Origin of the sequence: Rhodococcus sp. MSC1_016, from assembly GCF_023667485.2 — a bacterium.
GTDB lineage: Bacteria > Actinomycetota > Actinomycetes > Mycobacteriales > Mycobacteriaceae > Rhodococcus_F > Rhodococcus_F oxybenzonivorans.
In genome coordinates, this window is sequence record NZ_JAMOZI020000001.1 from 793929 (window position 1) to 820764 (window position 26836).

Below are 26836 nucleotides of genomic sequence, written 5' to 3' on the forward strand. Positions count from 1 at the left end.
ATGCACCAATCCCATTGGGGTCGGGCTGGGCTGGCGCGCACGGCGTACGGCCATGCACTGTCGGTGCGTATTCCCCTGGGCTCCTCGGCCGACGAAGGCTTGAATCGAGAGCGGTGGAACGGCGATACCGTCGCACGCACTCTCGAGGCGGCGAGTAACCGGTGGTGGGGCAACGAAGTGCCGCATCCGCGGCTGTGGATCGAACGCGTCGACGCTGCTTCCACCGACTCGGTGGCACGACGACGACTCGATGCCGAACTGCGCAGGCCGATGGGTATCGACGGGCCGGTGATGCGGGCTGTGCTGCTGCGATACTCGGACGGCGTGGCCGATCTCGTCGTCACTGCGGATCGCCGCGACCTGGATCCACCGTCTCTGAGCACGGTGGTGGATGTCCTTCTGGGTAACCGCGATCCCAACTCCCTCACCGCGGAACCTGTGCGGCGGTGCCCCGACGGGCGTGCCCTGCTGCCACCGCCGGCAACGATCCCGGGGGGACGCACCCGGTTCGCCTGGATGGCAGGTCGGAAACCGAGTCCACACCCCGCGTTGGTCGAGGTATCGCTGGGACGGCAACAGTGTGAGGACACAGCCCGTGTCGCACTCGCGGCCGGGAGGGTCCTGGGGCGCTACGAAGACCTCGACACGGTGCGAGTCGGTCTGTGGTCGCCGGTTCCCGAAGGACCCGTGGATGTGTTGCGAGGACAGCACGAATTCGGTGTGTTGTCGATCGACTGTGCCGAAGGTTCTGCACCTGAACATGTTTCGCAACCACCGATGGCGGCGGATGACGACACCGAAACCAGTACCGACTCTTCGGACTCTGCCCGGGAGAGCGCCGGCAGTGTTCCGGTCGGCGTCCTGGGCGGGGCCTGCGGATACCCTGGCTCGGAGCGACGATGGCTGCCCTGCCAGACCCCACCATTTCCGCTCACTCTCGCCGTGGTCGTCGAAAAGTCGGGGGACGCATCGCTGCAGGTGCACGCGCAACCGTATGTGGTGGACGAACAGGCGGCGCGGCAATTCGCACATCACGTGGTCGAGATGTTCCGCCGGCTCGGCGTCGAAGGGTCGGGATCCGAGCATGACGACGTGTTCGTGTCCGAAGATGATCACCTCGCCGTGGCCGAAACGGGACCGGACGGCGTGCCGGACCGGTCGCAGCGGATCGACACCGTGTTCCGGCAACGAGCCCGTGAGAGGCCGTACTCGGTCGCGCTGGTGCAGGGCCGCCGTACACTCACCTACGGCGAATTGGACGAGCAATCACGCTGGGCCGCAGCCGGACTCCGGGAATGTGGTGCCTCCCCCGGTGATCGTGTCGGCGTGTGCCTGGACCGATCCATCGAGCTCATCGTCACGATGCTGGCGATTCTCCAGGTGGGTGCGGCGTTCGTGCCCATGGACTTCCGGCACCCACCGGACCGCCTCGAGTACACCGCCGGTGACGCCGGGATTCGCCTGGTCGTCACCGACCGGCCGGACATCAGCTGGGGTGACGGAATACGCGCGGTGTCTCCGCAGGATCTCGAGGCCGCGGCGAGTGCTGCCTACCCAGACGGGGCCCGCTCACCCGGGCCGGAGGCCGATGTGGGCGAGGCCGCCGCTGTGGCGTACGTGATCTACACATCCGGGTCGACGGGCCGTCCCAAAGGTGTGCTCATTCCCCACCGCAATGTGCTCGCTCTCCTCGCCGCCACCGACACAGAATTCGCTCTCGCCCCCGATGACACCTGGTCGATGTTCCATTCTTCGGCGTTCGACTTCTCGGTATGGGAGATCTGGGGTGCGTTACTCACAGGCGCCCGGTTGGTCATCGTGCCGTACTGGATATCCCGCTCACCCGTCGAATTCCACACCCTCCTCCAGGAGGAAGGCGTGAGCGTGCTGAGCCAAACACCATCCGCCTTCGGGCAACTCATGGTGGCCGACCGTGAACTGCCGAGCTTGGACCACCTCCGGTTGGTCGTCTTCGGTGGGGAGTCGCTCGACACGCGCATGCTCGTGTCGTGGATGGACCGCTACCCGGAGTCGACATGCCGATTGGTCAACATGTACGGGACCACCGAGACGACCGTGCACGTCACCGCCCACACCGTGACGCGGCGGGACGCGTTGTCGAATTCGAAGGTGGTGGGCAGGCCGTTGCAGGGGTGGTCCGTGCGAGTGCTCGACAATCGTGGCCGTCCCGTGCCCACAGGTGTGACCGGTGAAATCTATGTCGGGGGAGCGGGCGTCGCGCTCGGATACCTCAACCGGCCCGAACTGACCGAGCAACGGTTCGTGTGCTGGCGAAACGGCGAAAAGCTCTACCGCACGGGCGACCGGGGACGCCTTCACGGCGACGGCACTCTCGAGCACCTGGGCCGGCTGGATACTCAGGTGCAGATTCGTGGATTTCGGGTGGAACTCGGTGAGGTGCGGGGTGTGCTGCTCGACGACCCTCAGGTCACGGCTGCGGCAGTGGTGGCCACGGACGCCGACGACGATCCGGCAGGACCGGGCATCGATGCGTACGTGGTCTCGCGCGGCGGGACACCGGCGTCGATACGTCAACGCGCTGCCACGTTCCTGCCCGAGTACATGCTGCCGCGCACCATCACCATCGTCGACGCGCTTCCTCTCACGATCAACGGAAAATTGGACACTGCCCGACTTCCGGTGCCCGATAGGCTTTTCCCGCCGCCACCCATTCGGGCACCGGAGGTGACATCGACGAACGATCTGGCTACCACTCTCACCGACATCTGGGAGTCCGTCCTCGGGGTTCCCGTCGGCGCCGACGACAACCTGTTCGAGCTCGGCGGAAACTCGTTGTGCGCCATCAAGGCCGACAGCATGATGCGCAGACTCGGCCTACCGGTACTGCCGATGCGTGAACTGTATCTCCGGCCGAGTATCCGGGGAATCTGCCAGACGCTGGACAGACTCTATCCTTCGGCGGACCCGGTGGATTCGGTGGACAAATAGCGTTCGACGACGGCCCCGATCTCTCGGGCAGGTTCCGGCTGCATCATGTCGTTGTGGCTACACGCGACCGCATGCTCGTGGATGGTGCCGTCAACCGCGGTTCGCCAGGCGTCGACGGCGCGTACGGCACCGCCGTTCTGTGTGGTGCCGCTCGCGGTGAAGAACAGCAGATCCCCGGAGAATGATGCGGGCGTGAACCGGCCCAGGATGCGGGTGGAGTTGGCATATCCCTCGTTGATTCGCCGAAGATGCTCGGCGGTGAGCCCGGCCACCGACGATCCGTATGCGCGCTGTATCAGGAGTGCGGCCTCGTCGTACGTCAGTTCCTCTTCCTGTGATTGTGTGCCGGCGTCGACGCCGAGTCCCGCGAGCAACTCCGGGATCGGCAGTGCCGCGGCGTGTTCCTCGTCCGGATTGCCCGGATAGCTGTCCAGCAGAACCAGCGCCCCAACTCGGTCACCGCCGGTGTGCAGTGCGGTGGCCATGGTGTGAGCGATTGTCCCACCGAGCGACCAGCCGAGGAGATGGTAGGGGCCGTCCGGTTGAACTGCCTTGATCTCGTCGATGTACCGCCGGGCCAATTCGTCGATCGACTCGTATTCGGAGCCGCCGCTGATGGCGGGCAATTGCAACCCGTATACGGGACGGTCCGGCGAGAGGTGGCGCACGAGAGAGGTGTATGCCCAGGCCAGTCCGATCCCGGCATGCACACAGAACAGGGGTGGGAGAGCTCCGCTCGGTCGAAGCGGAACGAGCACACGCAGTGCCGCGTCGACGGTGACGGCCTCGCCGATAGCCTCCGATTCTGCATCGAGCCGCGTGGCCAGCCCTGCCGTCGTCGGATCGAGGAACAGCGCCTGCAGAGGCACCGTGCGTCCTAGGCGCTTCTCCAAGGAGGTGACCACGCCGATCGCGGTCAACGAGGTGCCGCCCAGAGCAAAGAAGTTGTCATCCACACCGATCCGTCCGGCGTCGGTGTCACCGCTGTCCGGTGCGAGTGCATCCACGAAAGCGTCGAGAACGACGCGTTCGGTGGCGGTTCGAGGACTGCGGGACGGGGTGGATTCCGGACGGAACGCCGGCTCCGGCAGGGCGCTTCGGTCCAGTTTCCCGGCGGGTGTGAGTGGGATGTGGTCGAGCGAAACGATGGCGGCGGGAATCATGTGCGCGGGCAGCAGTGTGGACAGGTATGCGGTCAGTGCCTCCGGATCGGCCGATCCGGTATCGGACTGTATGTAGGTGACGATGACGGGGGTGCCGCCCGGACCCGGTCTGCTGACAGTTGCAGCGAAGGAGACGTCGGGGTGAGTGGTGAGCGCGGTGTCGATCTCGCCCGGTTCGATCCGGAAGCCTCGGACCTTGATCTGGAAGTCGGTGCGTCCCAGATGCTCCAGCGTGCCGTCGGAGTGTGCACGCACCAGGTCGCCGGTGCGGTACATCCGGCCACCGGTTTCCGTGAAGGGACAGGCCACGAAGTGGTGCGCCGTTGTCGCGGGCCGGGCGTTGTATCCACGGGCGAGTCCTGGACCGGCGAGGTACAGTTCGCCGGGTGTGCCCGCCGGGACGGGGTGGAGTCGGTCGTCCAGCACGGCGGCAACAAATCCGCGGGTCGGCAGGCCGATGGTGACCGGGTCGCCCGGAGTCAACGGCTCACTCATGTGCGACATGATGGTCGTTTCGGTGGGACCGTACGCGTTGACCATCCGACGGCCGGCGGCCCAGCGGGAGACGAGGGCCGAGGGGCACGACTCGCCCGCGACGGTGAGGACCCCCACCGTGCCGAGTCCGCCGGGTTCGAGGGTGGCCAGCGCGGTGGGTGTGATGAAGGCGTGGGTGACCCCTTCCCGAACGAAGAACTCGGCCAGCGCGGGCCCGCCGTAGGTCATCGGGGGCGCGATGATGACGCGGGCACCGGCGCAGAACGCCATCATCATCTCGAAGATCGACGCATCGAAGCTCGGGGACGCCAGGTGCGACACCCGAGCTTCGGCGGTCACCTTCAGCCGCGTCCGTTCCTGTTCGGCGAGATCGGTCAGACCGCGGTGGGTGAGCACGACGCCCTTCGGGGTCCCCGTCGATCCAGAGGTGTAGATGAGATACGCGGGGTGGTCGAGGCGGAGCGTCGCCGCGCGGTCGGCGTCGGTCACGGCGGCAGCCGGGAATCCTCGTAGACGGTCGTCGAAACGGGGTTCGTCGAGAACCAGCCACGACAGTTCATCGGGGAGCTTTGCCCGGAACTCCGAGACGGTGATGCCGAGCCGCGCCCCGCAGTCGTCGAGCATGTGGGAGATGCGCGCAGGGGGATAGGTGGGGTCGACGGGCACCAGGGCGGCCCCGGACTTCGCCACCGACCACAGAGCGACCACGGATTCGATCGAGCGCGGAAGGGCTGATATCACAGAGCTTTCCGGCCCGGCTCCGCGATGCACCAACCACCGCGCCAGTCTGTTCGACTGTTCGTCGAGTTCCCGGTAGGTGAGGTGGCGGCCTGCGCAGGACACGGCCACGTCGTCGCCACGTGCCCGCGCGGCGGAGGAGAGGATCTCGGGCCACAGTTGAGGAGTGCACCCGCGCGGTCCTGCGGTGGGTGCTTGCTCGTCACCGAGTCGGATGTCGCCGACCACGACCGTAGGTTCGGCGACGATCTGTTCGAGGACACGGAGGAACCGGTCCGCGAGGTTCCGGATCGTCGCCGGCTCGAACAGGTCCGTGGCGTAGGTGAATCCGGCGGTGATTCCCGCCGGCTCTCCCGCGGTGTCGAGTTCCTCGGTGACCACCAACTCGAGATCCACCTTGGCCGTCGCCGGTGTGCCCTCTGCGGGATGGACAGTGACACCGGGAATCTCGAGGTCGTACGGTGCGCTGCTGTCGAATTCGAGGGACACCTGGAACAGCGGGGAATGCGCGGTGGAGCGGACGGGAGCCAGGGCCTCGACCAGTTGCTCGAACGGCAGATCGGCGTGGATGAAGGCGCCGAGGTCGACTTCCCGGGTGTCGGCGAGGAGTTCGGCGAACGATGCGGCTGCCGTCACCCGAGTACGCAGCACCAGCGTATTGACGAACATCCCGACGAGGTCGTCGAGGGCGGGTTCGGTGCGGCCCGCGATAGGTGTACCGATGACGATGTCCTCGGTGCCGGTCGATCGGGCAAGCAGGGCGGCGAACGCGGCGTGCAACGTCATGAAGAGCGTCGAATTGCTCGCGCGCGCCGTCGAACGCAGTTGACGATGCAGTTCGGGATCGATGCGGAACCCGAGGCGATCCCCGCGGAGGGTGCGTTGTGGTGGTCGTGGGTGGTCGGTGGGGAGGGGGAGGAGGTCGGGGAGGGCGTGGAGGGTGTTTTTCCAGTAGTGGAGTTGGGTGGTGATGAGGCTGTGGGGGTCGTCGGTGGTGCCGAGGAGTTGGTGTTGCCAGAGGGTGTAGTCGGCGTAGTGGATGGTGAGGGGGGTGAGGTGGGGGGTGTGGTGGTGGGTGTGGTGGTGGGTGTGGGCGGTGTAGGCGGTGACGAGGTCGCGCAGGAGTGGGGTGAGGGAGTGGCCGTCGGCGCTGATGTGGTGCAGGACGAGGGTGAGGATGTGGTGGTGGGGGGTGAGTTGGTAGAGGTGGGTGCGTAGTGGGGTGTCGGTGGTGACGTCGAATCCGGTGGTGGTGTCTTTGGTGATGTGGTGGGGGAGTTGGGTTTCGGTGGTGGTTGTGGTGGGGAGGTGGTGGGGTGTGGGTGGGTGGATGTGTTGGGTGGGTTGGCCGTGGTGGAGGGGGTAGGTGGTGCGGAGGGTTTCGTGGCGGGTGGTGAGGTCGGTGAGGGCGTGTTCGAGTGCGGTGGTGTCGAGGTGTCCGGTGAGGTGGAGGGTGAGGGGGATGTTGTAGGCGGGTGAGGTGGTGTCGTATTGGTTGAGGAACCACATGCGTTTCTGGGCGGGGGAGAGGGGGATCCACCGCGGCCGCGGACCCGCGACCAACGGATGCGGAACGTTGTTCGTTCGATGAACGAGGTGGCTCGACACGGTGCGCGGGGTCAGGTCCTCGAACAGCGTGCGCACGCCGATATCGGTGTGCAGAGCACTGTTGATGCGCGCTACCGCCCGGGTGGCAGTCAGCGAATTGCCGCCCGCTTCGAAGAAATTGTCGTCGATGCCCACGTGGTCGAGTCCGAGTGCGGCAGCGAAGGCGTCGGCGACCGTCTCCTCGATCGGAGTCGCGGTGTGGCGCGCGGTATCCGCGCCGCGGTCGAATTGGGGCTCGGGTAGCGCGGCGCGATCGAGCTTGCCCACCCGCGTCAACGGAATTTCCTCGATCGTCACGATGGCCGCCGGAACCATGTAGGCCGGAAGCGACTCGGCGAGGTATGCAGTGAGTTCCGCAGGAACGGCCTCCATGCCTTCGGCAGGCAAGACGTAGGAGACGAGCACGGTATCGCCGGAGGGTCCCGTCGTTCCGATCGTGGCCGCGTACGCGACAGCGGGGTGGCGGGTCAGCGCGGCATCGATTTCGCCCAGCTCGATCCGGAAACCGCGGACCTTCACCTGGAAGTCGCTGCGGCCCAGGTATTCGAGTGAGTGGTCCTCACGTCGCCATCGGACGATGTCGCCCGTGCGGTACAAGCGCTCACCGCCGCCGAACGGATCAGCCACGAATCGCTGTGCTGTCAGCCCCGGCCGCCGGTGGTATCCCCGGGCGCATCCGGGACCCGCGACATACAGCTCGCCGGGTACTCCCGCCGGCACCGGCTGCAGACGCGCATCGAGTACGAGCTCGGCGACGCCGCGGACCGGCTTTCCGATGGTGATGTCGGCTCCGTCGCTCATCGGATCACCGATATTGCACATCACAGTCGTTTCGGTGGGCCCGTACCCGTTCCGAAGCCTCCTCCCCGGTGCCCATCTGTCGACTAGACCGGGTGGGCACGCCTCGCCACCCACCACCACGTCGCGGAAGGTGTCGAGGTCCGCGGGGTCGGTTGTGGCGAGTGCGGCGGTAGGCACGAACGCGTGTGTGATCCGCTCGGCTTCGATCAGCCGGGTCAGTTCGATGCCACCGAACACTCCGGGTGGCGTGATCACCATCGTTGCGGCAGAACCGAACGCGAGGAGGTAGTCGAACAGCGAACCGTCGAAGGTGGGCGACGAGAAATGCAGCACGCGGGAATCGGTGTGCGGTGTGAGCAGCTCGGCTTGCGCTGCGGCGAACGGACCGAGACCGCGGTGCGTGACCACCACACCCTTGGGCACGCCCGTCGACCCGGAGGTGTAGATCAGGTAGGCCGGGTGGTCGATCCGCGACGGCCGTCGGCGATCCCGGTCGTCGACCGGAGCGGCCGAGTAGCTTTCCGTCCGGGTGCGGAAGTCGGGTCGGTCGACGAACAGCCAGGACGTGGTGTCCGGCAGCTGGTCGCGGTGCTCGGAACAGCTGAGACCCAGCAGGGTGCCGGAGTCGGTCAGCATCTGTTCGATGCGGGTGCGCGGGTACCCCGGGTCCACAGGCAGGAACGCCGCACCCGTCTTGCTGATTGCCCAGACGGCAAGGACCGAGTCGATCGACCGAGAGAGGGCGAACGCCACGAACGATTCCGGTGTGGCACCGAAGTCGATCAGCAAGCGCGCCATCCGGTTCGACGTCTCGTCCAGCTCGCGGTACGTCACCGTGCGCCCCTCGAACGACAGCGCAGGCGCCTCGGGATTTCCTGCGGCGGCGGCGCTGAAGATCTGCGCGAGGGTGCGGTACTCGACGGCCGGTGCTCCCCGGGCGGGCACGAGGTCCCGCAGTTCCGCGTCGTCGAGCACGTTCAGCGCGGCCAGCGTCGTATCGGGTTCGGTCGCCATGACGGTGAGAACCTTGCGGACTCGGGCAGCAATGGATTCCACCTCCTCCTGCTCGAGCAGGTCGGGCAGGTACTCGAACTTCAGGTGGAGCCGGTCGTCCGCGGACGCCGCGATGGCCAGGGGGTAGTGGGTGGCGTCGGACCCGCGGGTGGCCGTGATCTCGAGGTCGGACTTCTGGGCGTCGAGCGTCGTGTCGAGGGGATAGGACTCGAAGACGGTGAGGGTGTCGAAGGTGGTGGCGGGTCCGGTGGCGCGGTGGATGTCGGGGAGGCCGAGGTGGTGGTGGTCGAGGAGTTGGGTGTGGGTGTGGTGGGTGTGGTCGAGGAGTTGGGTGAGGGTGTGGTGGGGGTCGAGGGTGATGCGGACGGGGATGGTGTTGATGAAGAGTCCGATCATGGTTTCGATGCCGGGGATGTGGGGTGGGCGTCCGGAGACGGTGGTGCCGAAGACGACGTCGTCGCGGTGGGTGAGGGTGGCCAGGACGATGCCCCAGGCGGTTTGGACCATGGTGTTGAGGGTGAGGTTCCGCTCGCGCGCCAGCGTTCGTAATGCTTGCGTCCCTTCCTGATCGATCGACAGGCTCAGCTCCTCCGGGAAGTTCGCCACCGTTGCCCGGTCCGAGTCCGCGATGAGAAGAGTCGGCTCCTCCACACCGTCGAGTGCTTCCTTCCACGCGGCGACGCTGTCCTCGATCGGTTGCCGCCCGAGCCACGCCAGGTAGTCGCGATACGACCGCGGGTGCGGGAGCCCGGTGGTGTCGTTGTGGTGGGTGTAGAGGTGGAGGAGTTCGTGGAGGAGGAGGGGGGTGGACCAGCCGTCGAGGAGGATGTGGTGGTTGGTGATGACGAGGTGGTGGTGGTGTGGGGTGCGGGTGATGAGGGTGTAGCGGAGTAGGGGTGGGGTGTTCATGTCGAAGCGGGTGTGGCGGTCGGTGGTGAGGATGTCTTCGACGGTGGTGGGGTGTTGGTGGGGTGGTTGGTGGGTGAGGTCGTGTTGGGTCCAGGGGAGGGGGGTGTGGTGGGTGATGATTTGGATGGGGTGGCCGTCGGGTGTGTGGGTGAAGGCGGCGCGGAGGTTGGGGTGGCGGTGGAGGAGGGTTTCGGCGGCGTGGTGGAGTCGGGTGGTGTCGAGGGGGCCGTGGAGGTCGAGGGTGAGTTGGACGGTGTAGGTGTCGAGGGTGTGGTCGGTGTATTCGGAGTGGAAGAGGAGGCCGGCTTGTAAGGGGGAGAGGGGCCAGATGTCGGTGAGGGTGGGGTAGTGGTGTTCGAGGGTGTCGATGGTGTGTTGGTCGAGGTGGACGAGGTCGAAGTCGGTGGGGGTGTGTCCGCCGGTGTGGGGTTGGTGGGTGTGGGTGGTGAGGGCGGTGAGTGCGGTGGTGAAGAGGTCGGCGAGTTCGCGCACCTCCGCGGCGGTGAGAACTCCTGTCGGATAGAGCCATCCCACTTCCAGGACCGGTCCGTCGTCCGTCTCGATGACCATGGCGTTGACGTCGAGAGTTGCTGCAGCACCGATGTCCGCACGGAACCGGCGATGTAGTCCGGTGCCCGACACCGGCAACCATCCACCGCCACCGGAGCGATCCGGAAGGCTCCCGCTGAACCTTCCGAGGTAGTTGAAGGTGATCTGGGGGTCGGGGTAGGTGCGGAGTTCTTCGGCGGTGTCGGGGTCGAGGTAGCGCAGTTGACCGTATCCGGCGCCGTGGTCGGGGATGGTGCGTAGTTGTTCCTTGATGGTTTTGATGGCGGTGCCGGCGGCATCTCCGCCGTGGAGGGCGTCGTCGAGGTCGATGCCGGTGAGGTCGAGTCGGACGGGGTGGATGGTGGTGAACCAGCCGACGGTGCGGGAGAGGTCCGCGCCGGGGATGAGACTATTTTCCCGGCCGTGCCCCTCGACCCCGACCAGAACCTCGTCGAACGGGTGAGCGTGACGACGCCGCCACCGCGCGACGGCCAGCGCCAGGGCGGTGAACAAGCCGTTGTCGACACCGGCGTGGAAGGCGCGGGGGAGTTCGCGCAGAAGCGTTTCGGTGACGTCCGGCGGGATCTCGGTCGTTACCTTGTCGGTGGTCAGCTCGGTGTCGTGGACGGGGTCGAGTGGCCGGGATCCGAGGAGGGGGTCGGGTCCGTCGAGGATGCGGCGCCAGAGGTCGAGTTCACCTGCCCGTTCGGGTGCGGTGTCGACGAGGGCGTGCGCCCAGCGGCGCATCGAGGTCCCGTTCTCGGGCAGGTCGGGGTCCCGGCCGGCGGAGATGTCTTCCCAGGCGGCGGCGAGATCGGGTACCAGGATACGCCAGGACACGCCGTCGACGGCCAGGTGATGGATCACCAGCAGGAGTCGGCCCTCCTGTGCTGAGAGGTCGCCGTTGCGGTGGTCCGGGGAGGCGTCGAACCAGACGGCCTGCAGCATGACGCCCCGGGCCGGATCGAGCCGGTCCTCGGCGAGGGTCAGCTGGTCACTGATCATCGCCCCGAACTCGGGGCCGCGGACCGACGGAGTGTCGATGCGCGACAGCAGGTTCGAGGCCTGGATCGCTCCGACGGGGAGCACCTCCATGGCCGGTCCGGTGGCCGATCGCCACAGCCGGGCGCGCAGCATGTCGTGGTGGTCCAGTACCGCCTGCACTGTTCGAGCGAGCGTATCGAGGGACAGGCCCGGCGGCGCTGTCAGGACTGCGGCTTGAGAGAACCGGCTGATGTCGCCGCCACGCCCCAGCAGCCAGTGCGCGATGGGCGTCAACGGGAGCGCGCCGACGCCCCCGCCGGGAAGCTCCGCGAGACCCGTCGGCTGAGCGATGGTGGTGACCTCGGCGAGCGCAGCCACCGACTTGCGTTCGAACACGTCGCGCGGACTGAAGAACATCCCTGCCGCCTTGGCGCGGGCCACCAGCTGGATGGCCATGATGCTGTCGCCGCCGAGCGCGAAGAACGAGTCGTCGATGCCGACGGTGTCCAGCCCGAGGACCTGTGCGAACAGTCCGGCGAGTACTCGCTCGGTGGGAAGCGACGGAGCCCGGCTCGACGTGACGCGCTCGGTGAAGTCCGGCGCCGGTAGCGCTTTCCTGTCGAGTTTACCGTTCGCGGTGAGCGGCAACCGGTCGAGGACGACGAGAGTCGCGGGCACCATGTGCGGAGCCAACTCGGCACGGGCCGATTCCAGCACCGATTCGACGTCGAGTTCCTCATCGGGGACCCCGGGTACGACGTAACCGATGAGCCGGTCCACCCCGTTGTCGTCCGTGTGGACCTGCACCACCGCGTGCACTACTGCGGGGTGCCGTCGCAGCGTGATCTCGATCTCTCCGGGTTCGATGCGGTAACCGTGCAGCTGAACCTGGAAGTCGCTGCGGCCCTGGTACTCCAGCTGCCCGTCTCGATTCCACCGGGCGAGGTCACCGGTGCGGTACATGCGGGTGCCGTGACCGGCAGGATCCGCCACGAAGCGGGTGACGGTCAGCTCGGGCCGATTCAGATATCCTCGCGCGAGCTGACTGCCCGAGACATACATTTCACCGAGCACTCCGACCGGAACAGGGTGCAGTCGGCGATCGAGGACGGCGACGCGCAGCCCGGATATGGCCCGGCCGATGACCGACGCCCGTGCCGTTGCCGCCATTGTGTGGTCGAGTGCCAGCGCGCTCACGTGGACGGTCGTCTCCGTGATGCCGTACATGTTCACCAAGGTGGGGGCATCGTCGTCGTGACGGGCGTACCAGCGGTCGAGTTGACGGAGATCGAGGGCCTCGCCGCCGAAGATCACGTAGCGCAGCGCCGTATCACCCTGTTGCGCAGCGGTGTCGGGCGCACTGGCATCCGCCTCGACGAGCTGGTAGAACGCGGTGGGGGTCTGGCTGAGGACCGTGACGTGTTCACGGCGGAGCAGTGCGAGGAACGCTTCCGGGGACCGCGCTGTGTAGTAATCGACCAGCACGGCTCTGCCGCCCCTCAGCAGAGCGCCCCAGAGTTCCCACACGGAAAAGTCGAACGAGAACGAATGGAACAGCGTCCACACGTCGGAGTCGTCGATTCCGAACCGGTCGAGGGTGTTGGCAAACAACGTCAGAACGTTGCGGTGCGACACCGCAACGCCTTTGGGACGGCCGGTAGACCCGGACGTATAGATCACGTACGCAGCACAATCCGGGGTCAGTGCGTTCCGTCGGTCCGTCTCTGTCACAGGATCCGGTGAGAAGCCGCTCGCTACCGTGATCACCGCTTCCGAGTCGATTACGACGTGCGGAATGCCGGTGTCCGGCAGTGACCCGTCGATCTCGGTGGACGTCACGACGCACAGGGGGCGCGCATCGCCGAGCACGAACGCGATGCGCTCCGCCGGATAGGTGACGTCGAGGGGTAGGTGCGCGGCTCCGGACACCGTGACCGCGAGCCATGCGACGACGGAGTCGAACGAGCGTGGGAGCGCGACGGCTACCGAGGATTCCGGACCCGCGCCGATCGAGATCAGATACCGTGCCAAGCTGTTGACGCGGGCCGCCAGCGCCGAATACGTCGTCGTCGAGCCGTCCACCGTGAGAGCGCCGGAAGCGGGGAACTGCGCAGCGACTCGGGTGAAGCGGTGGGCGAGGGTGTCAGCGCCCGAGTCGGTGCCGGGCTCGTTCCACTGATGTGCGATGGTGTCGCGTTCAGTGTCGTCAATGATCTCGATGTCCCCGACCGGGAGGGTGGGGTCTGTCGAAACCGCCTCGAGTATCCGGACGAAGCGCTTCGCGAAGCCCTCGACCGTGTCGCGCTCGAAAAGATCCCCGGCGTAGGTGAAGGCGGCGGATACGCCGCCGGGTGAGGAATCTTCGGCGAGATGTTCACGCAGAGTGAGTTGCAGGTCGAACTTCGCGGCACCGAAATCAGTGTCTACGGCTTCGACCGTCAGGTCCGGCAACTCGAGAGAGATCGACTCGGCCCGGCCGAACTCGATGAGAACCTGGAACAACGGCGAATGCGCGGTGGAGCGGCCGGGGTCCAGTTCCTCGACGAGCACCTCGAACGGCAGGTCGGCGTGAGTGAAGGCGCCGAGGTCGGCGTCTCGGGTGGTGTCGAGGAGTTCGGCGAACGATGCGGCGGCCGTCACCGGAGTACGCAGCACGAGCGTTCCGACGAACATCCCGACGAGGTCGTCGAGGGCGGGCTCACCGCGCCCGGCGACGGGTACACCGACAACGATGTCGGAACTGTCGGCGAGCCGGGCGAGCAGCACGGTGAACGCCGCGTGGAAGGCCATGAACATCGTCGCCTCGTGATCCCCGGACAGGGCGGACAGTCGGCGATGGACCTGCGGATCGATGTCGAAGTACACGGATTCGCCGCGGAGGGTGCGTTGTGGTGGTCGTGGGTGGTCGGTGGGGAGGGGGAGGAGGTCGGGGAGTGCGTGGAGGGTGTTTTTCCAGTAGTGGAGTTGGGTGGTGATGAGGCTGTGGGGGTCGTCGGTGGTGCCGAGGAGTTGGTGTTGCCAGAGGGTGTAGTCGGCGTAGTGGATGGTGAGGGGGGCCAGGTGGGGGGTGTGGTGGTGGGTGTGGGCGGTGTAGGCGGTGACGAGGTCGCGCAGGAGTGGGGTGAGGGAGTGGCCGTCGGCGCTGATGTGGTGCAGGACGAGGGTGAGGATGTGGTGGTGGGGGGTGAGTTGGTAGAGGTGGGTGCGTAGTGGGGTGTCGGTGGTGACGTCGAATCCGGTGGTGGTGTCTTTGGTGATGTGGTGGGGGAGTTGGGTTTCGGTGGTGGTTGTGGTGGGGAGGTGGTGGGGTGTGGGTGGGTGGATGTGTTGGGTGGGTTGGCCGTGGTGGAGGGGGTAGGTGGTGCGGAGGGTTTCGTGGCGGGTGGTGAGGTCGGTGAGGGCGTGTTCGAGTGCGGTGGTGTCGAGGTGTCCGGTGAGGTGGAGGGTGAGGGGGATGTTGTAGGCGGGTGAGGTGGTGTCGTATTGGTTGAGGAACCACATGCGTTTCTGGGCGGGGGAGAGGGGGATCCACCGCGGCCGGGGACCCGCAGTCAGGGCAGGCCGGGCGGTGGTGCCGCTCTCCGCCGAGGCCACCACCCGGGCGAGCGCGCGAGGGGTGGGGGCATCGAACAGTGCGCGGACGCCGATGTCGGTGTGCAGCACAGTGTTGATGCGGGCCACCGCCCGGGTGGCGCTGAGGGAGTTACCGCCGTACTCGAAGAAGCTGTCGTCGACCCCGAGGCTGGGCATCTCGAGTACCGCAGCGAGCAGCCGGGTGAGCGTGTCTTCGAGCGGAGTGGTGGGGGCTGTCCGCCCGGTACCGTCACGCCCATCCCGCCCGGAAGTACCGCGCAAGGCCCGCAGTGCGTCGCGGTCGAGCTTGCCGGTCGGGGTGCGCGGTATCTCGGCAATCGGCACTATCGCTGCGGGAACCATGTGCGAGGGCAGTCGCTGAGCAAGGAACGCGACGAGGCTCCGTGCCTCGAAATCCTGATCGGCGGCGGGCAGTACGTAGGCGGTGAGGGCTGTGTCACCCGAAGCCGTCTGGTCAGCGAGCGTGGCTGCGAAGTCGACGGCGGGATGGCGGGTCAGCACCGCATCGATCTCACCGAGTTCGATGCGGAAACCGCGGACCTTCACCTGGAAATCGCTGCGGCCCAGATACTCCAGCGTATGACCGTGGTCGCGCCACCGGACGATGTCACCGGTGCGGTACAGCCGCTCACCCGGGCCGCCGTAAGGGTGTGCCACGAACCGGGTAGCGGTGAGGCCGCGGCGCCCGTAGTAGCCACGCGCCAGCCCGCCGCCGGCGACATAGAGCTCGCCGGGCGCGCCCACCGGGACCGGTTGCAGCCGGGTGTCGAGCACGAGTTCGGTGACGCCGCGAACAGGGCCGCCGATCGGGACCGTCTCCCCCGGGACCAGGCCGTGGGTGAGGTTGGTGGCCACCGTCGCCTCGGTCGGGCCGTACGCATTGAGCATGCGGTGTTTCGGCGCCCAGCGAGCGACCAGCTCCGTCGGGCATTCCTCGCCACCGGTCAGGATGCATTCGAGCCCGTCGAATCCGGCCGGATCGAGCGAGGCCAGTGCGGTGGGAGTGAGGAAGGCATGGGTCACGCCGCCGTCGAGCATCCGCCGCTTCAGCTCCTCGCCGCCGTACACGGTGGGTGGGACCAGAACCATGGTGGCCCCCGCCGACCAGGTCAGCAGGTACTCGAGGATCGATGCGTCGAAGCTCGGGGACGAGAAATGCATGACGCGCGATCGCGACGTCACGTCGGCGCGCTCGCGCAATTCGTCTGCCAGCGCGTAGATCCCACGGTGGCTGAGCACGACACCTTTCGGGATGCCGGTCGACCCGGAGGTGTAGATGACGTAGGCCGGGGTGTCGACGCTTGGAGCTGACAGGTCGACGCCGGAACCGGTGGCAGGCGCGCCGCCGTCCGTGCGTACGTCGTCGACACTTGTCCATGCGACGGTGCCGGGCAGTGCTTCGAGATGCTCGGAGACGGTCAGGCCGAGTGTGACACCGGAGTCGGACACCATGTGGTCGATGCGGGCGCGGGGGTAGGTGGGGTCCACGGGAAGGAACGCGGCGCCGGTCTTCACTACCGACCACACGGCGACCACAGACTCTATCGACCGCGGCACCGCCACCGCGACAACGGTTTCGGGACCGGCCCCCCGGCCGACGAGCAAGCGGGCGAGCTGGGTGGAGCGTTCGTCGAGTTCGTTATAGGTCACCTGGACGTCCCCGACGACCACCGCGGTCGAATTGCCATGCCGGGCAGCGGCTTCCGTGATGAGGTGGGCGAGGGTGCGGGGCCGCTCGGCCGCCTCACCGCGGGCGGGCACCAGCGTTGCCGACTCTTCGGGGGTGAGGACGCTCAGGCGGGACAGCGGAAGAGCCGGTGTGTCGGCCATGGTGACGAGAACGGTGATCACCCGCTCGAGCAGGGTGTCGACCGCTGCGGTGTCGAAAGCGGCGCTGTCGTAGGTGGCACGCAGGTGCAGGCGGGTGTCGGCGGTGGCGGCGATCGCCAGAGGGTAGTGAGTGGTGTCCATCGTATGGACACCTGTGATGTCGAGTTCGCTGTCGTGGGGGTCGAGAGCGGCGGTGTCGAGGGGGTAGGACTCGAAGACGGTGAGGGTGTCGAAGGTGGTGGCGGGTCCGGTGGCGCGGTGGATGTCGGGGAGGCCGAGGTGGTGGTGGTCGAGGAGTTGGGTGTGGGTGTGGTGGGTGTGGTCGAGGAGTTGGGTGAGGGTGTGGTGGGGGTCGAGGGTGATGCGGACGGGGATGGTGTTGATGAAGAGTCCGATCATGGTTTCGATGCCGGGGATGTGGGGTGGGCGTCCGGAGACGGTGGTGCCGAAGACGACGTCGTCGCGGTGGGTGAGGGTGGCCAGGACGATGCCCCAGGCGGTCTGGACCATGGTGTTGAGGGTGAGGTTCCGCTCGCGCGCCAGCGCCCGCAGGGCGTCGGTGTGTTCGGCGGCGAGTGTCACGACGTGGTCGGCAGGCGCCCCCCGCTCCAAGGGGAGATGGCCCTGGGGCACCAGAAGTGTCGGTTCCTCGACTCCCTCGAGCGCCCGGCGCCACGCCTCGACCGACTCGGCGTAGTCGCGCTGAGCCAACCAGGCGAGGTAATCCCGGTAGGGGGTCACCGGTGGAAGTCCGGTTGTGTCGTTGTGGTGGGTGTAGAGGTGGAGGAGTTCGTGGAGGAGGAGGGGGGTGGACCAGCCGTCGAGGAGGATGTGGTGGTTGGTGATGACGAGGTGGTGGTGGTGTGGGGTGCGGGTGATGAGGGTGTAGCGGAGTAGGGGTGGGGTGTTCATGTCGAAGCGGGTGTGGCGGTCGGTGGTGAGGATGTCTTCGACGGTGGTGGGGTGTTGGTGGGGTGGTTGGTGGGTGAGGTCGTGTTGGGTCCAGGGGAGGGGGGTGTGGTGGGTGATGATTTGGATGGGGTGGCCGTCGGGTGTGTGGGTGAAGGCGGCGCGGAGGTTGGGGTGGCGGTGGAGGAGGGTTTCGGCGGCGTGGTGGAGTCGGGTGGTGTCGAGGGGGCCGTGGAGGTCGAGGGTGAGTTGGACGGTGTAGGTGTCGAGGGTGTGGTCGGTGTATTCGGAGTGGAAGAGGAGGCCGGCTTGTAAGGGGGAGAGGGGCCAGATGTCGGTGAGGGTGGGGTAGTGGTGTTCGAGGGTGTCGATGGTGTGTTGGTCGAGGTGGACGAGGTCGAAGTCGGTGGGGGTGTGTCCGCCGGTGTGGGGTTGGTGGGTGTGGGTGGTGAGGGCGGTGAGTGCGGTGGTGAAGAGGTCGGCGAGTTCGCGCACCTCCGCAGCGGTCAGGACTCCGGCCGCATACGTCCACGTGGACTTCAACTCTCGTGCACCCGCGGCCCCCACCGCGGCGGCGTCGATGCTCAGCACCGCAGGTGCGGGCATCTCCGCGTTCTGACGTCCCCCGAGGTCGGCATCCTCGACCGGCGCCCACGCCGAGTTCCGTCCCTCGACATCTGTGGCGGTGGTGAACCTTCCGAGGTAGTTGAAGGTGATCTGGGGGTCGGGGTAGGTGCGGAGTTCTTCTGCGGTGTCGGGGTCGAGGTAGCGCAGTTGTCCGTATCCGGCGCCGTGGTCGGGGATGGTGCGTAGTTGTTCCTTGATGTTTTTGATGGCGGTTCCGGCGGCGTCTCCGCCGTGGAGGGCGTCGTCGAGGTCGATGCCGGTGAGGTCGAGTCGGACGGGGTGGATGGTGGTGAACCAGCCGACGGTGCGGGAGAGGTCCGCGCCGGGGATGAGGCTGTTGCCGCGGCCGTGCCCCTCGACGGTCACCAGAACCTCGTTCACCCGAAGGCCCCTGCGGTGTCGCCAGACGGCGATCGCGAGCGCGAGCGCAGTGAGCAGTGCGTCGTCGGTGCCCGCGTGAAAAGCCTTGGGCACGTCGGCTAATAGTGCCTCGGTGACGCCGGTCGGCACGTCGACCGTGAGGTCGCGGGACGTCGCGCGGGTGTCGAGGGCGGGGTCGAGTGGCCGGGATCCGAGGAGGGGGTCGGGTCCGTCGAGGATGCGGCGCCAGAGGTCGAGTTCACCGGCCCGTTCGGGGGCGGTGTCGACGAGGGCGTGCGCCCAGCGGCGCATCGAGGTTCCGTTCTCGGGCAGGTCGGGGTCCCGGCCGGCGGTGATGTCCTCCCAGGCGGCGGCGAGGTCGGGTACCAGGATTCGCCAGGACACGCCGTCGACGGCCAGGTGATGGATCACCAGCAGTAGTCGGCCCTCCTGCGCCGACAGGTCGCCGTTGCGGTGGTCCGGGGAGGCGTGGAACCACACGGCCTGCAGCATGACGCCCCGGGCCGGATCGAGCCGGCCGGCTGCGGCCTCCAGTTCGGAGACCGCCAGGCGATGGAACTCCGGGCCTGTGACCCTCGCGACCGCGACCCGTCGGAGAAGATCGCCGCCGCCGGGGGCGGGTCCCGCGGGTACCTCCATGATCGGGTCGCGGCCCGGGGTGAGACGAAGCCGAGCGCGCAGCGCGGCGTGGTGCTCGAGGACGGCCCCGAGGGTGCGCGTGAGCGTCTCGTGGTCGACCCCTGCCGGGGTGGTCAGCAGTGCGGCCTGCGAGAACTGGCTGAAGTCGCCGCCGAGCTCGAGCAACCAGGCAACGACAGGAGTCGGGGGGAACTCTCCGGTGTCGCCACCGGGCAGTTCCTCCAGAGTGGGTGCGGCGAACGGCTGGATCGATACGGCCCGCGCGAGCCGGCTGACGGTCTTGTGTTCGAACACGTCCCGCGGTTGCACCGTGAGGCCGGCGGTTCGTGCCCTCGCGACCAATTGAATGGCCATGATGCTGTCGCCGCCGAGCGCGAAGAACGAATCGTCGACACCCACGGCGTCGAGGCCGAGTACCTCGGCGAACAGGGCCGCGAGTACGCGCTCGGCCTCCGAGCTCGGCATCCGCTGACTCGTTGCACGGACGGAGAAGTCGGGGGCGGGAAGTGCCCCGCGATCGACCTTGCCGTTCGGTGTCAGCGGGAACGACGGCAGGATGAGGATCGTCGACGGCACCATGTGCGACGGCAGGGCAGAGGCGGCATGGTCGATCAGGATGTTCCCGTCGATCTCCGCATCCGGCTCGGGCACGGCGTAACCGATCAGATGGTCGGCGCCGTGGGAGTCCCGGTGGAGTGCCACCACGGCCTGGGCAACCCCTGGGTGGCGGAGCAGTGTGGATTCGATCTCTCCCGGTTCGACTCGGTAGCCGTGCAGCTGAATCTGGAAATCGCTGCGTCCCAGATACTCGATCCGTCCGAGACTGTTGTGGCGGGCGAGGTCACCGGTGCGATACATCCGGCTCCCCGGGGCACCGTTCGGATCCGGGATGAACCGAAGTGCGGTCAGGTCCGGTCGTCCCAGGTATCCGCGGGCCAGTTGCGCACCGCTGATGTACATTTCGGCAGCGACTCCGCGCGGCACCGGGTGCAACCGGTGATCGAGGAGATACACCCGGGTATTCCACACCGGGGTGCCGATCGGAATCACGGGTGTGAGCGGCAGCGACGTGACATCGCAATAGGTGGCCGTCACCGACGCCTCTGCCGGACCGTACATGTTCCCGAGCGCGACGCCTCGGGACAGTACCCGGTCGGCGGTGCGGGCAGGCAGAGCCTCACCTCCCGAGAACACCCGGCGGAGCGACGAGGGGAATGCGCGCCGGTGGTCGCCGACGAACACCTCGAGCATCGAGGGCACGAATTCGACGACGGTGATGTTCTCGGTCGACAGCACCGTAGTCAGGTACTCGAGATCGAGATGGCCGTCGGGCCGGAGAATGACCAAAGCGCTGCCGGCGCACAATGCCGAGAACGACTCCCAGATAGCGACATCGAACGCGATCGGTGCTTTCTGGAGGGTGCGGTCGTCGGGAAGGAGCGGCAGCTGGGATTGGGACCACGCCAGCTGATTGGTGATCGCTGCATGGGACACTGCGACGCCCTTGGGTCTTCCGGTGGAGCCCGAGGTATAGACCACGTAGGCGAGGTTCTCCGGGTGCAGGGGAGCGATGCGGTCGGCGTCCGTGACCGGACGCGCATCCACGGCCTCGAGATCGAGGACGTCCAGGGCGAGAACGTCGGTGCCGGGAGGGACCGGAACATCGACGCCGGAAACCGTGAGCACCAATGCGGGCGCGGAGGAGTCGAGCAGATAGGCGATGCGTTCGGGGGGATGTCCGAGGTCGAGGGCAAGCAGGGCGGCGCCCGCTTTGACGACGGCGAACATTCCGGCAAGCAGTTCGAACGATCGCGGCAAGGCCAGTGCCACCACGCACTCCGGTCCGATGCCCCGCCCGATCAGGATGCGCGCGAGCTGATTGGTCCAGGCGTCGAACTCGAGGTAGGTCAGGGCATCCCCCTCGAACACGACAGCGGTATCCTCGGGTGCCCTGGCGACCTGGGCATCGAAGAGGTCGAGGATCGTGTCACCGGGTAAGTCGTGCCTGGTGACGAACTTCCGGTCGAGCGCTCGCTCGAGCTCGGTGCTGTCGAGCAAGGGAATATCACCGACCACCGTGGTGGGCAGGTAAGAGACCGTGTCGATCACGCGGAGGAACATGTCGACGAACCTGCGCACGGTCGCGTCGTCGAAGAGATCGGTGGAATACACGAATTCGCCGGTGATTCCGCCAGGCGCACCGTCGTCGGTGAGGTGCTCGCGCAGAACGACATTCAGGTCGAACTGGGACAGGTGCGAGTCGAGGTCGAGGGTGGACACGCGCAGTCCAGGCAGTTCCGGTTTCGCCTCCGCCAGGTTCAGGAAGGAGAGCATCACCTGGAACAGGGGGTGTGCAGCCGTGGAACGCGCCGGGTTCAGTTCCTCGACCAGACGCTCGAAGGGGATATCCGCGTGTGCGAAGGCGTCGACATCCGTTTCTCGTACGCGGGCCAGGACCTTGTCGAACGGCAGTGCCGGGTCGATTCGCGTGCGCAGCACGAGGGTGCCGACGAACATGCCGACGAGATCGTCGAGTGCCTGTTCGCCACGTCCCGCGATCGGCGACCCTACCGTGACGTCGCCGGTGTTCCCGAGCCGCGACAGCAGCACCGCAAGAGCGGCGTGGACGGTGACGAAGGGAGTGGCATCGTGTTCCCGCGCCATCTCGGTCAGCCGACGGTGTGTCGCCGGCGACATGGTGAAGCGGGCGGTGGCCGCCTGGTAGGTGGCGGTCGAGGGTCGTGGACGGTCGGCCGGCAGTTCGAGCCTCTCCGGGAGATCGGCCAACGTGGTCCGCCAGTAGGTGAGCTGCTCGGACAGTGGCGACGTCGGGTCTTCGGCGGACCCCAGGACCTCTCGTTGCCAGAGTGCGAAGTCCCCGTACTGCACGGGAAGTGGCTTCCAGTCGGGGGCGCGACCCTGCGTGCGCGCGGCATACGCCGTGGTCATGTCTTGCGCCAGCGGAACCAGGGACCACCCATCCGCCGCGATGTGATGCACCACGAGCGCGAAGACATGGGTGAGTGGGTCCACGCGGAATACCTCGGCGCGCAGCGGTGCCCGAACCGTGACGTCGAAGGTGGTGGCGATGACGTCGTCGATCCGTTCCCGCAGGTGCTTGTCGTCGAGGATCGGTATCGGCGTGAGTTCGAGTTGTGCCTCGTCGACGGGTTGCACCACCTGGACCGGTCCCTCGTCGGTGAGGGGGTACACCGTCCGCAACGATTCGTGTCGAGTGACGACGTCGACCAGGGCAGCGCTGAGAGCGGCAATATCGAGTGGTCCGCTGATGCGCACGACCATCGGTATGTTGTAGGCCGCGGAGCTGGTATCGAATTGATTGACGAACCACATCCGTTGTTGCGCAAACGATACCGGAACCGGCCGGGTGCGATCCCTCGGTTGGAGCGGTGGAAGGGACGCCTCCTTGTCCTCGGCGTCGAGCACGGCGGCCAGGGCCTGCACGGTCGGCGCCTCGAACAGGGCGCGCACACCGATTCCGGTGCCCAGCGCCGAGTTGAGGCGGGCCACCACCTTCGTGGCGATCAGGGAGGTGCCGCCGAGTTCGAAGAAGTTGTCGTCGACGCCCACACCTTCGACACCGAGTACCTGCGCGAACACCGATGCGACCGCTTCCTCCCGTGGTGTCCTGGGCGCGCGGAACTCGGCGGCGTACCCGAGGGACTCGGGCACGGGCAGGGCGGTGCGGTCGAACGCACCGGTGTCGTCGACGGGAAAAGTGTCGAGTTCGACTATCTCGGCGGGAATGCAGTGCGCGGGAAGAAGAGTCGCGGCGAACTCGGTCAGACGGCCCTGCTCCACTTCGGCACTCGCGGCCGGTGTCACATAGGACACCAGGGCGTGGTCACCCGAACGGGTGGTGTAGTCGACCGTCACCGCCCGGTCGATGGACGGGTGCGCGGACATCGCCGAGTCGATCTCGTCGAGGGGGATACGGTATCCGCGGAGCGACGACCGGAAGTCGGAACGGCCGACGATGTAAAGGCCCCCGTCTCGCTCGGTTCGCGCCAGATCGCCGGTGCGGTACATCCGTTCCCCGGGACCATCGAACGGACTCGCCACGAAACGGGTGCTGGTGGCACGTGCCCGGCCGTGATAGCCGCGTGCGAGGGCGGGACCACCCACATACAGCTCGCCCACGACACCCGCGGGGACGATGTGCAGCCGACGGTCCAGGACGACGAGCGGCCGCCCGGGCGCGGGTATCAGCGGGAGGGCCTGTTCCTGGTGTGCGGTCGCGCGCACCTCCGACGCTGCCACCCAGGTGACGGTCTCGGTGGAGGCATACATCTGCACCGCGGTGGTCGACGCCGGCAGCGTGGACAATCGTGCGGCCAGGTCGGCGGAGACGGCCTCGCCGCCGAGGACGACGAGTCGCGGAGCTGACAGTGGAGTGCTTCCCGCCGTAGGCAGGGCGCGAAGGATCGGATCGAATGCTGTGGGGGTCCGGCTCAGGACAGTGACGTGTTCGTGGGCGATCAATGCTGCGGTCTCCCGAGGTGATCGGGCGGTGTCTTCGTCGACGATCAGCAATCGCCCACCGTGCAGCAACGCACCCCACAGCTCCCACACGGAGAGATCGACGGTGTGGGTGGGGAACGTCGTCCACACATCGGAACGGTCGAAGCCGAAAGAGTGGGATGCGGAAGCGAAGGCGGCGAGCACGGTGCGGTGCGAGAGAGAGACCGGCTTCGGCGGCGCCGTCGAACCGGCGGTGAACAGCACATAGGCGGCCGAGTCCGGCGTCGCAGCATGCGTGAGCGGCGCATCCGACGTGGCAGCGAGTTCGACCACCGTGTCGGGAGCGTCGAGCACGACGACAGCAGAACCGGTGTCGGGGAGTTCAGCCGCGAGGTCGAGGTGAGTGATGATCATCGCGGGATCCGCCGACGTCAGGGCATGCTCGACGCGGGAGCGAGGCCAGGTCACCTCGACCGGCAGACAGGCACCGCCCGCTGCGATCACCGCGAGCACGGCGACCACCCAGTCGACGGACCTGGGAACCGCCACGGCGACTACGGTTTCGGGGGTATGCGTGCGGTTGATCAGCAGGCGGGCCAGGCGAGTGACGCGGGTAGCCAGCTCGGCATACGAGACCGTGTCACCCGCGTAGGTGACGGCTCCCTGATTCGAGGACGTCGCTGCCGTGCGAAGTAATACGTCTGCGAGAGTGTGGCTTTCACTCAGAGCGACGGGCTGCCGCCAAGGCGTGAGCGCGGCGTGCCGCTCGGCTGCATCGAGGATCTCGATGTCACCGATCGGGGTCTGCGGATTCTCGGTGACCGCCTCCAGTATGCGCACGAAACGCTCGGCGAATTTCCGCACCGTCTGCTCGTCGAACAGATCGGTGGCATACACGACCCCCGCCTGCATACCGAGGGGGGAGCCGTTGGTGTCGAGGCGTTCGGAGAGCCAGAGCTGCAGATCGAACTTGGCCATTCCCGCGTCGTAGTCGACCGGCTCCAGGCGGAGTCCGGGCAGCTCGAGACCGTGCAGTTCCCGGCCCGAAGGCAAGATGTGTTCGAACTCGAGCAATACCTGGAAGAGCGGTGAATATGCCGATGAACGTGGGGGGTCCAGCACCTCCACCAGCTGTTCGAACGGGATGTCGGTGTGACCGAAGGCGGCGAGATCGGTGTCCCGCACGTGCCGAAGGGTGTCGCCGAAACCCGTCGACAGGTCTGTCTGGGTACGCAGCACCACGGTGTTGACGAACATGCCGACGACGTCGTCCAGCGCTGCCTCGCCGCGGCCTGCCACCGGAGTGCCGACGGCGACGTCATCGGATCCACTGAGCCGGGCCAACAGAACTGCCAGTGCGGCGTGCAACACCATGAACACCGTCGACGTGGAGTTTCGCGCAAGCTCGAGCACGGCGCCGTGCAGCTCGGGGTCGATCGCGAATTCGACACGGCCGCCACGCAGCGACCGGGTGTCCGGGCGCGGGCGGTCGGTGGGCAACTCGAGCAGAGCGGGACTTCCGCTCAGTGTTTCGGTCCAGTAGTCGAGTTGCCGCGACAGCAGGCTGTCCGGGTCCGTGTCACTTCCCAGCAATGCACGCTGCCAGAGGGTGTAGTCGACGTACTGCACGGCGAGCGGTGGCCACTGCGGGGCGTGACCGGCGGTGCGCGCGGCGTACGCCGTGGTCACGTCCCGAGCCAGTGGCGCGGTCGACGCCCCGTCCGCCGCGATGTGGTGCAGAACCAGTGCCAGGACGTACTCACTGTCGCCGAGCTGAAGGAGGGTGCAACGCAAGGGGACGGCGGTGGCGACGTCGAACCTCGTCGAGCACACCTCGGAAAGGCGTTGCGCCAGTTCGCTTTCGTTCTCCACGAGGGTCGGTTCAATGACGGGTACCGCGTCGGCGGCCGGCAGGACGACCTGGTGCGGGCCGTCGGGTGATGCGGGGAACACGGTGCGCAGCGATTCGTGCCGTTCCACGATGTCACCGATCGCGGCCACCAGGGCAGGCACGTCGAGTCGTCCCGTCAAGCGGACGACCAGCGGAATGTTGTAGGCGGGTGACGTGGTGTCGTACTGATTGATGAACCACATGCGCTGTTGAGCGGAGGACAGCGGAATGACGGCGGGGCGTGCCACCGGGGCAAGGGCGGGACGGTCGGGCCCGCGATGCTCTTTCCGGTCGAGTCTCGCAGCCAGTGTCGCCACGGTCGGCGCCTCGAACAGTTCAGCGACCCCCATCGTGGTGCCGAGGGCCGCGTTCACCCGGGCCACCACCCGGGTCGCCGTCAGCGAATTCCCGCCCAGATCGAAGTAGTCGTCGTCGGCGCCGATGCCGCTGACCCCCAGCACGGTCTCCCAGACGGCGGCGACGGTGGCCTCCGTCGGTGTGGCCGGCTTCCGATGAGTGCTGCCGGGCAGGAAGGTGGGTGCGGGCAACGCCGCACGGTCGAGTTTCCCACCAGGGGTGAGCGGGACCTCCTCGAGCGGCACGATGGCCGACGGAAGCATGTACCGGGGGAGGGTGCGTCGCAGGAGCGTTTCTAATCCGGGGACGTCCACCTGCGCGCCCTGCGCCGGTCGCACGTACGCGACGAGTGTGGGGTCGCCTGCGCTGGTGGCGCGGTCGACCGTCGCAGCGAAGCTCACCGTGGGATGCCGCATCAGGACGGCATCGATCTCGCCGAGTTCGATACGGAACCCGCGGATCTTGACCTGGAAGTCGCTGCGGCCCAAATACTCCAGCGACAGGCCGGTGGGTGTTCCGTCCGGAAGGCCGGCACACTTCCGCCACGCGGCGACGTCGCCCGTGCGGTAGAGGCGCTCGCCCGGTGGACCGTGCGGGTCGGCAACGAAACGTGCTGCAGTCAACCCGGGTCGCCGGTGATACCCGCGGGCAAGGCCGGGACCACCCAGATACACCTCGCCTGCGACTCCCGGCGGAACCGGATGGAGTCGGGAGTCGAGAACCAGTATCGAGAATCCCCGGATCGGCCCGCCCAGGGTCACCCGTTGCCCTGGCGTGAGCGGTGGGCTCAGCGTCGACATGATCGTGGCCTCGGTGGGGCCGTATGCGTTGCGGACCCTCCGGGCGTCAGACGCCCACCGCGTGACCAACTCGGGCGGGCTAGCCTCGCCGGCGA

The 26836-nt window shown here is 67.2% G+C and carries 2 protein-coding genes (1 of these 2 running past the window's edge); one reads left to right on the forward strand and one right to left on the reverse strand.

Going from position 1 to position 26836, the window contains the following annotated elements; translation table 11 throughout:
* A complete protein-coding gene (locus L1080_RS03680; protein ID WP_250776271.1) occupies positions 1 to 2970 on the forward strand; it encodes a non-ribosomal peptide synthetase in 2970 nt (989 codons plus the stop codon).
* Here L1080_RS03680 and L1080_RS03685 read toward each other — a convergent pair.
* Positions 2931 to 26836, reverse strand: partial view of a non-ribosomal peptide synthase/polyketide synthase gene (locus L1080_RS03685; RefSeq protein WP_459030329.1) — the 3' portion only. The gene runs 2899 nt beyond the window's last position; 23906 of the gene's 26805 nt are visible here — the last part of the coding sequence; its start codon lies off the right edge, out of view; its stop codon occupies positions 2931 to 2933. The two genes, L1080_RS03680 and L1080_RS03685, sit on opposite strands and share 40 nt — an antisense overlap.

Coding starts and splice junctions, on each gene's coding strand:
- L1080_RS03680 (WP_250776271.1), top strand. CDS start 1: ATGCACCAATCCCATTGGGGTCGGGCTGGGCTGGCGCGCACGGCGTAC.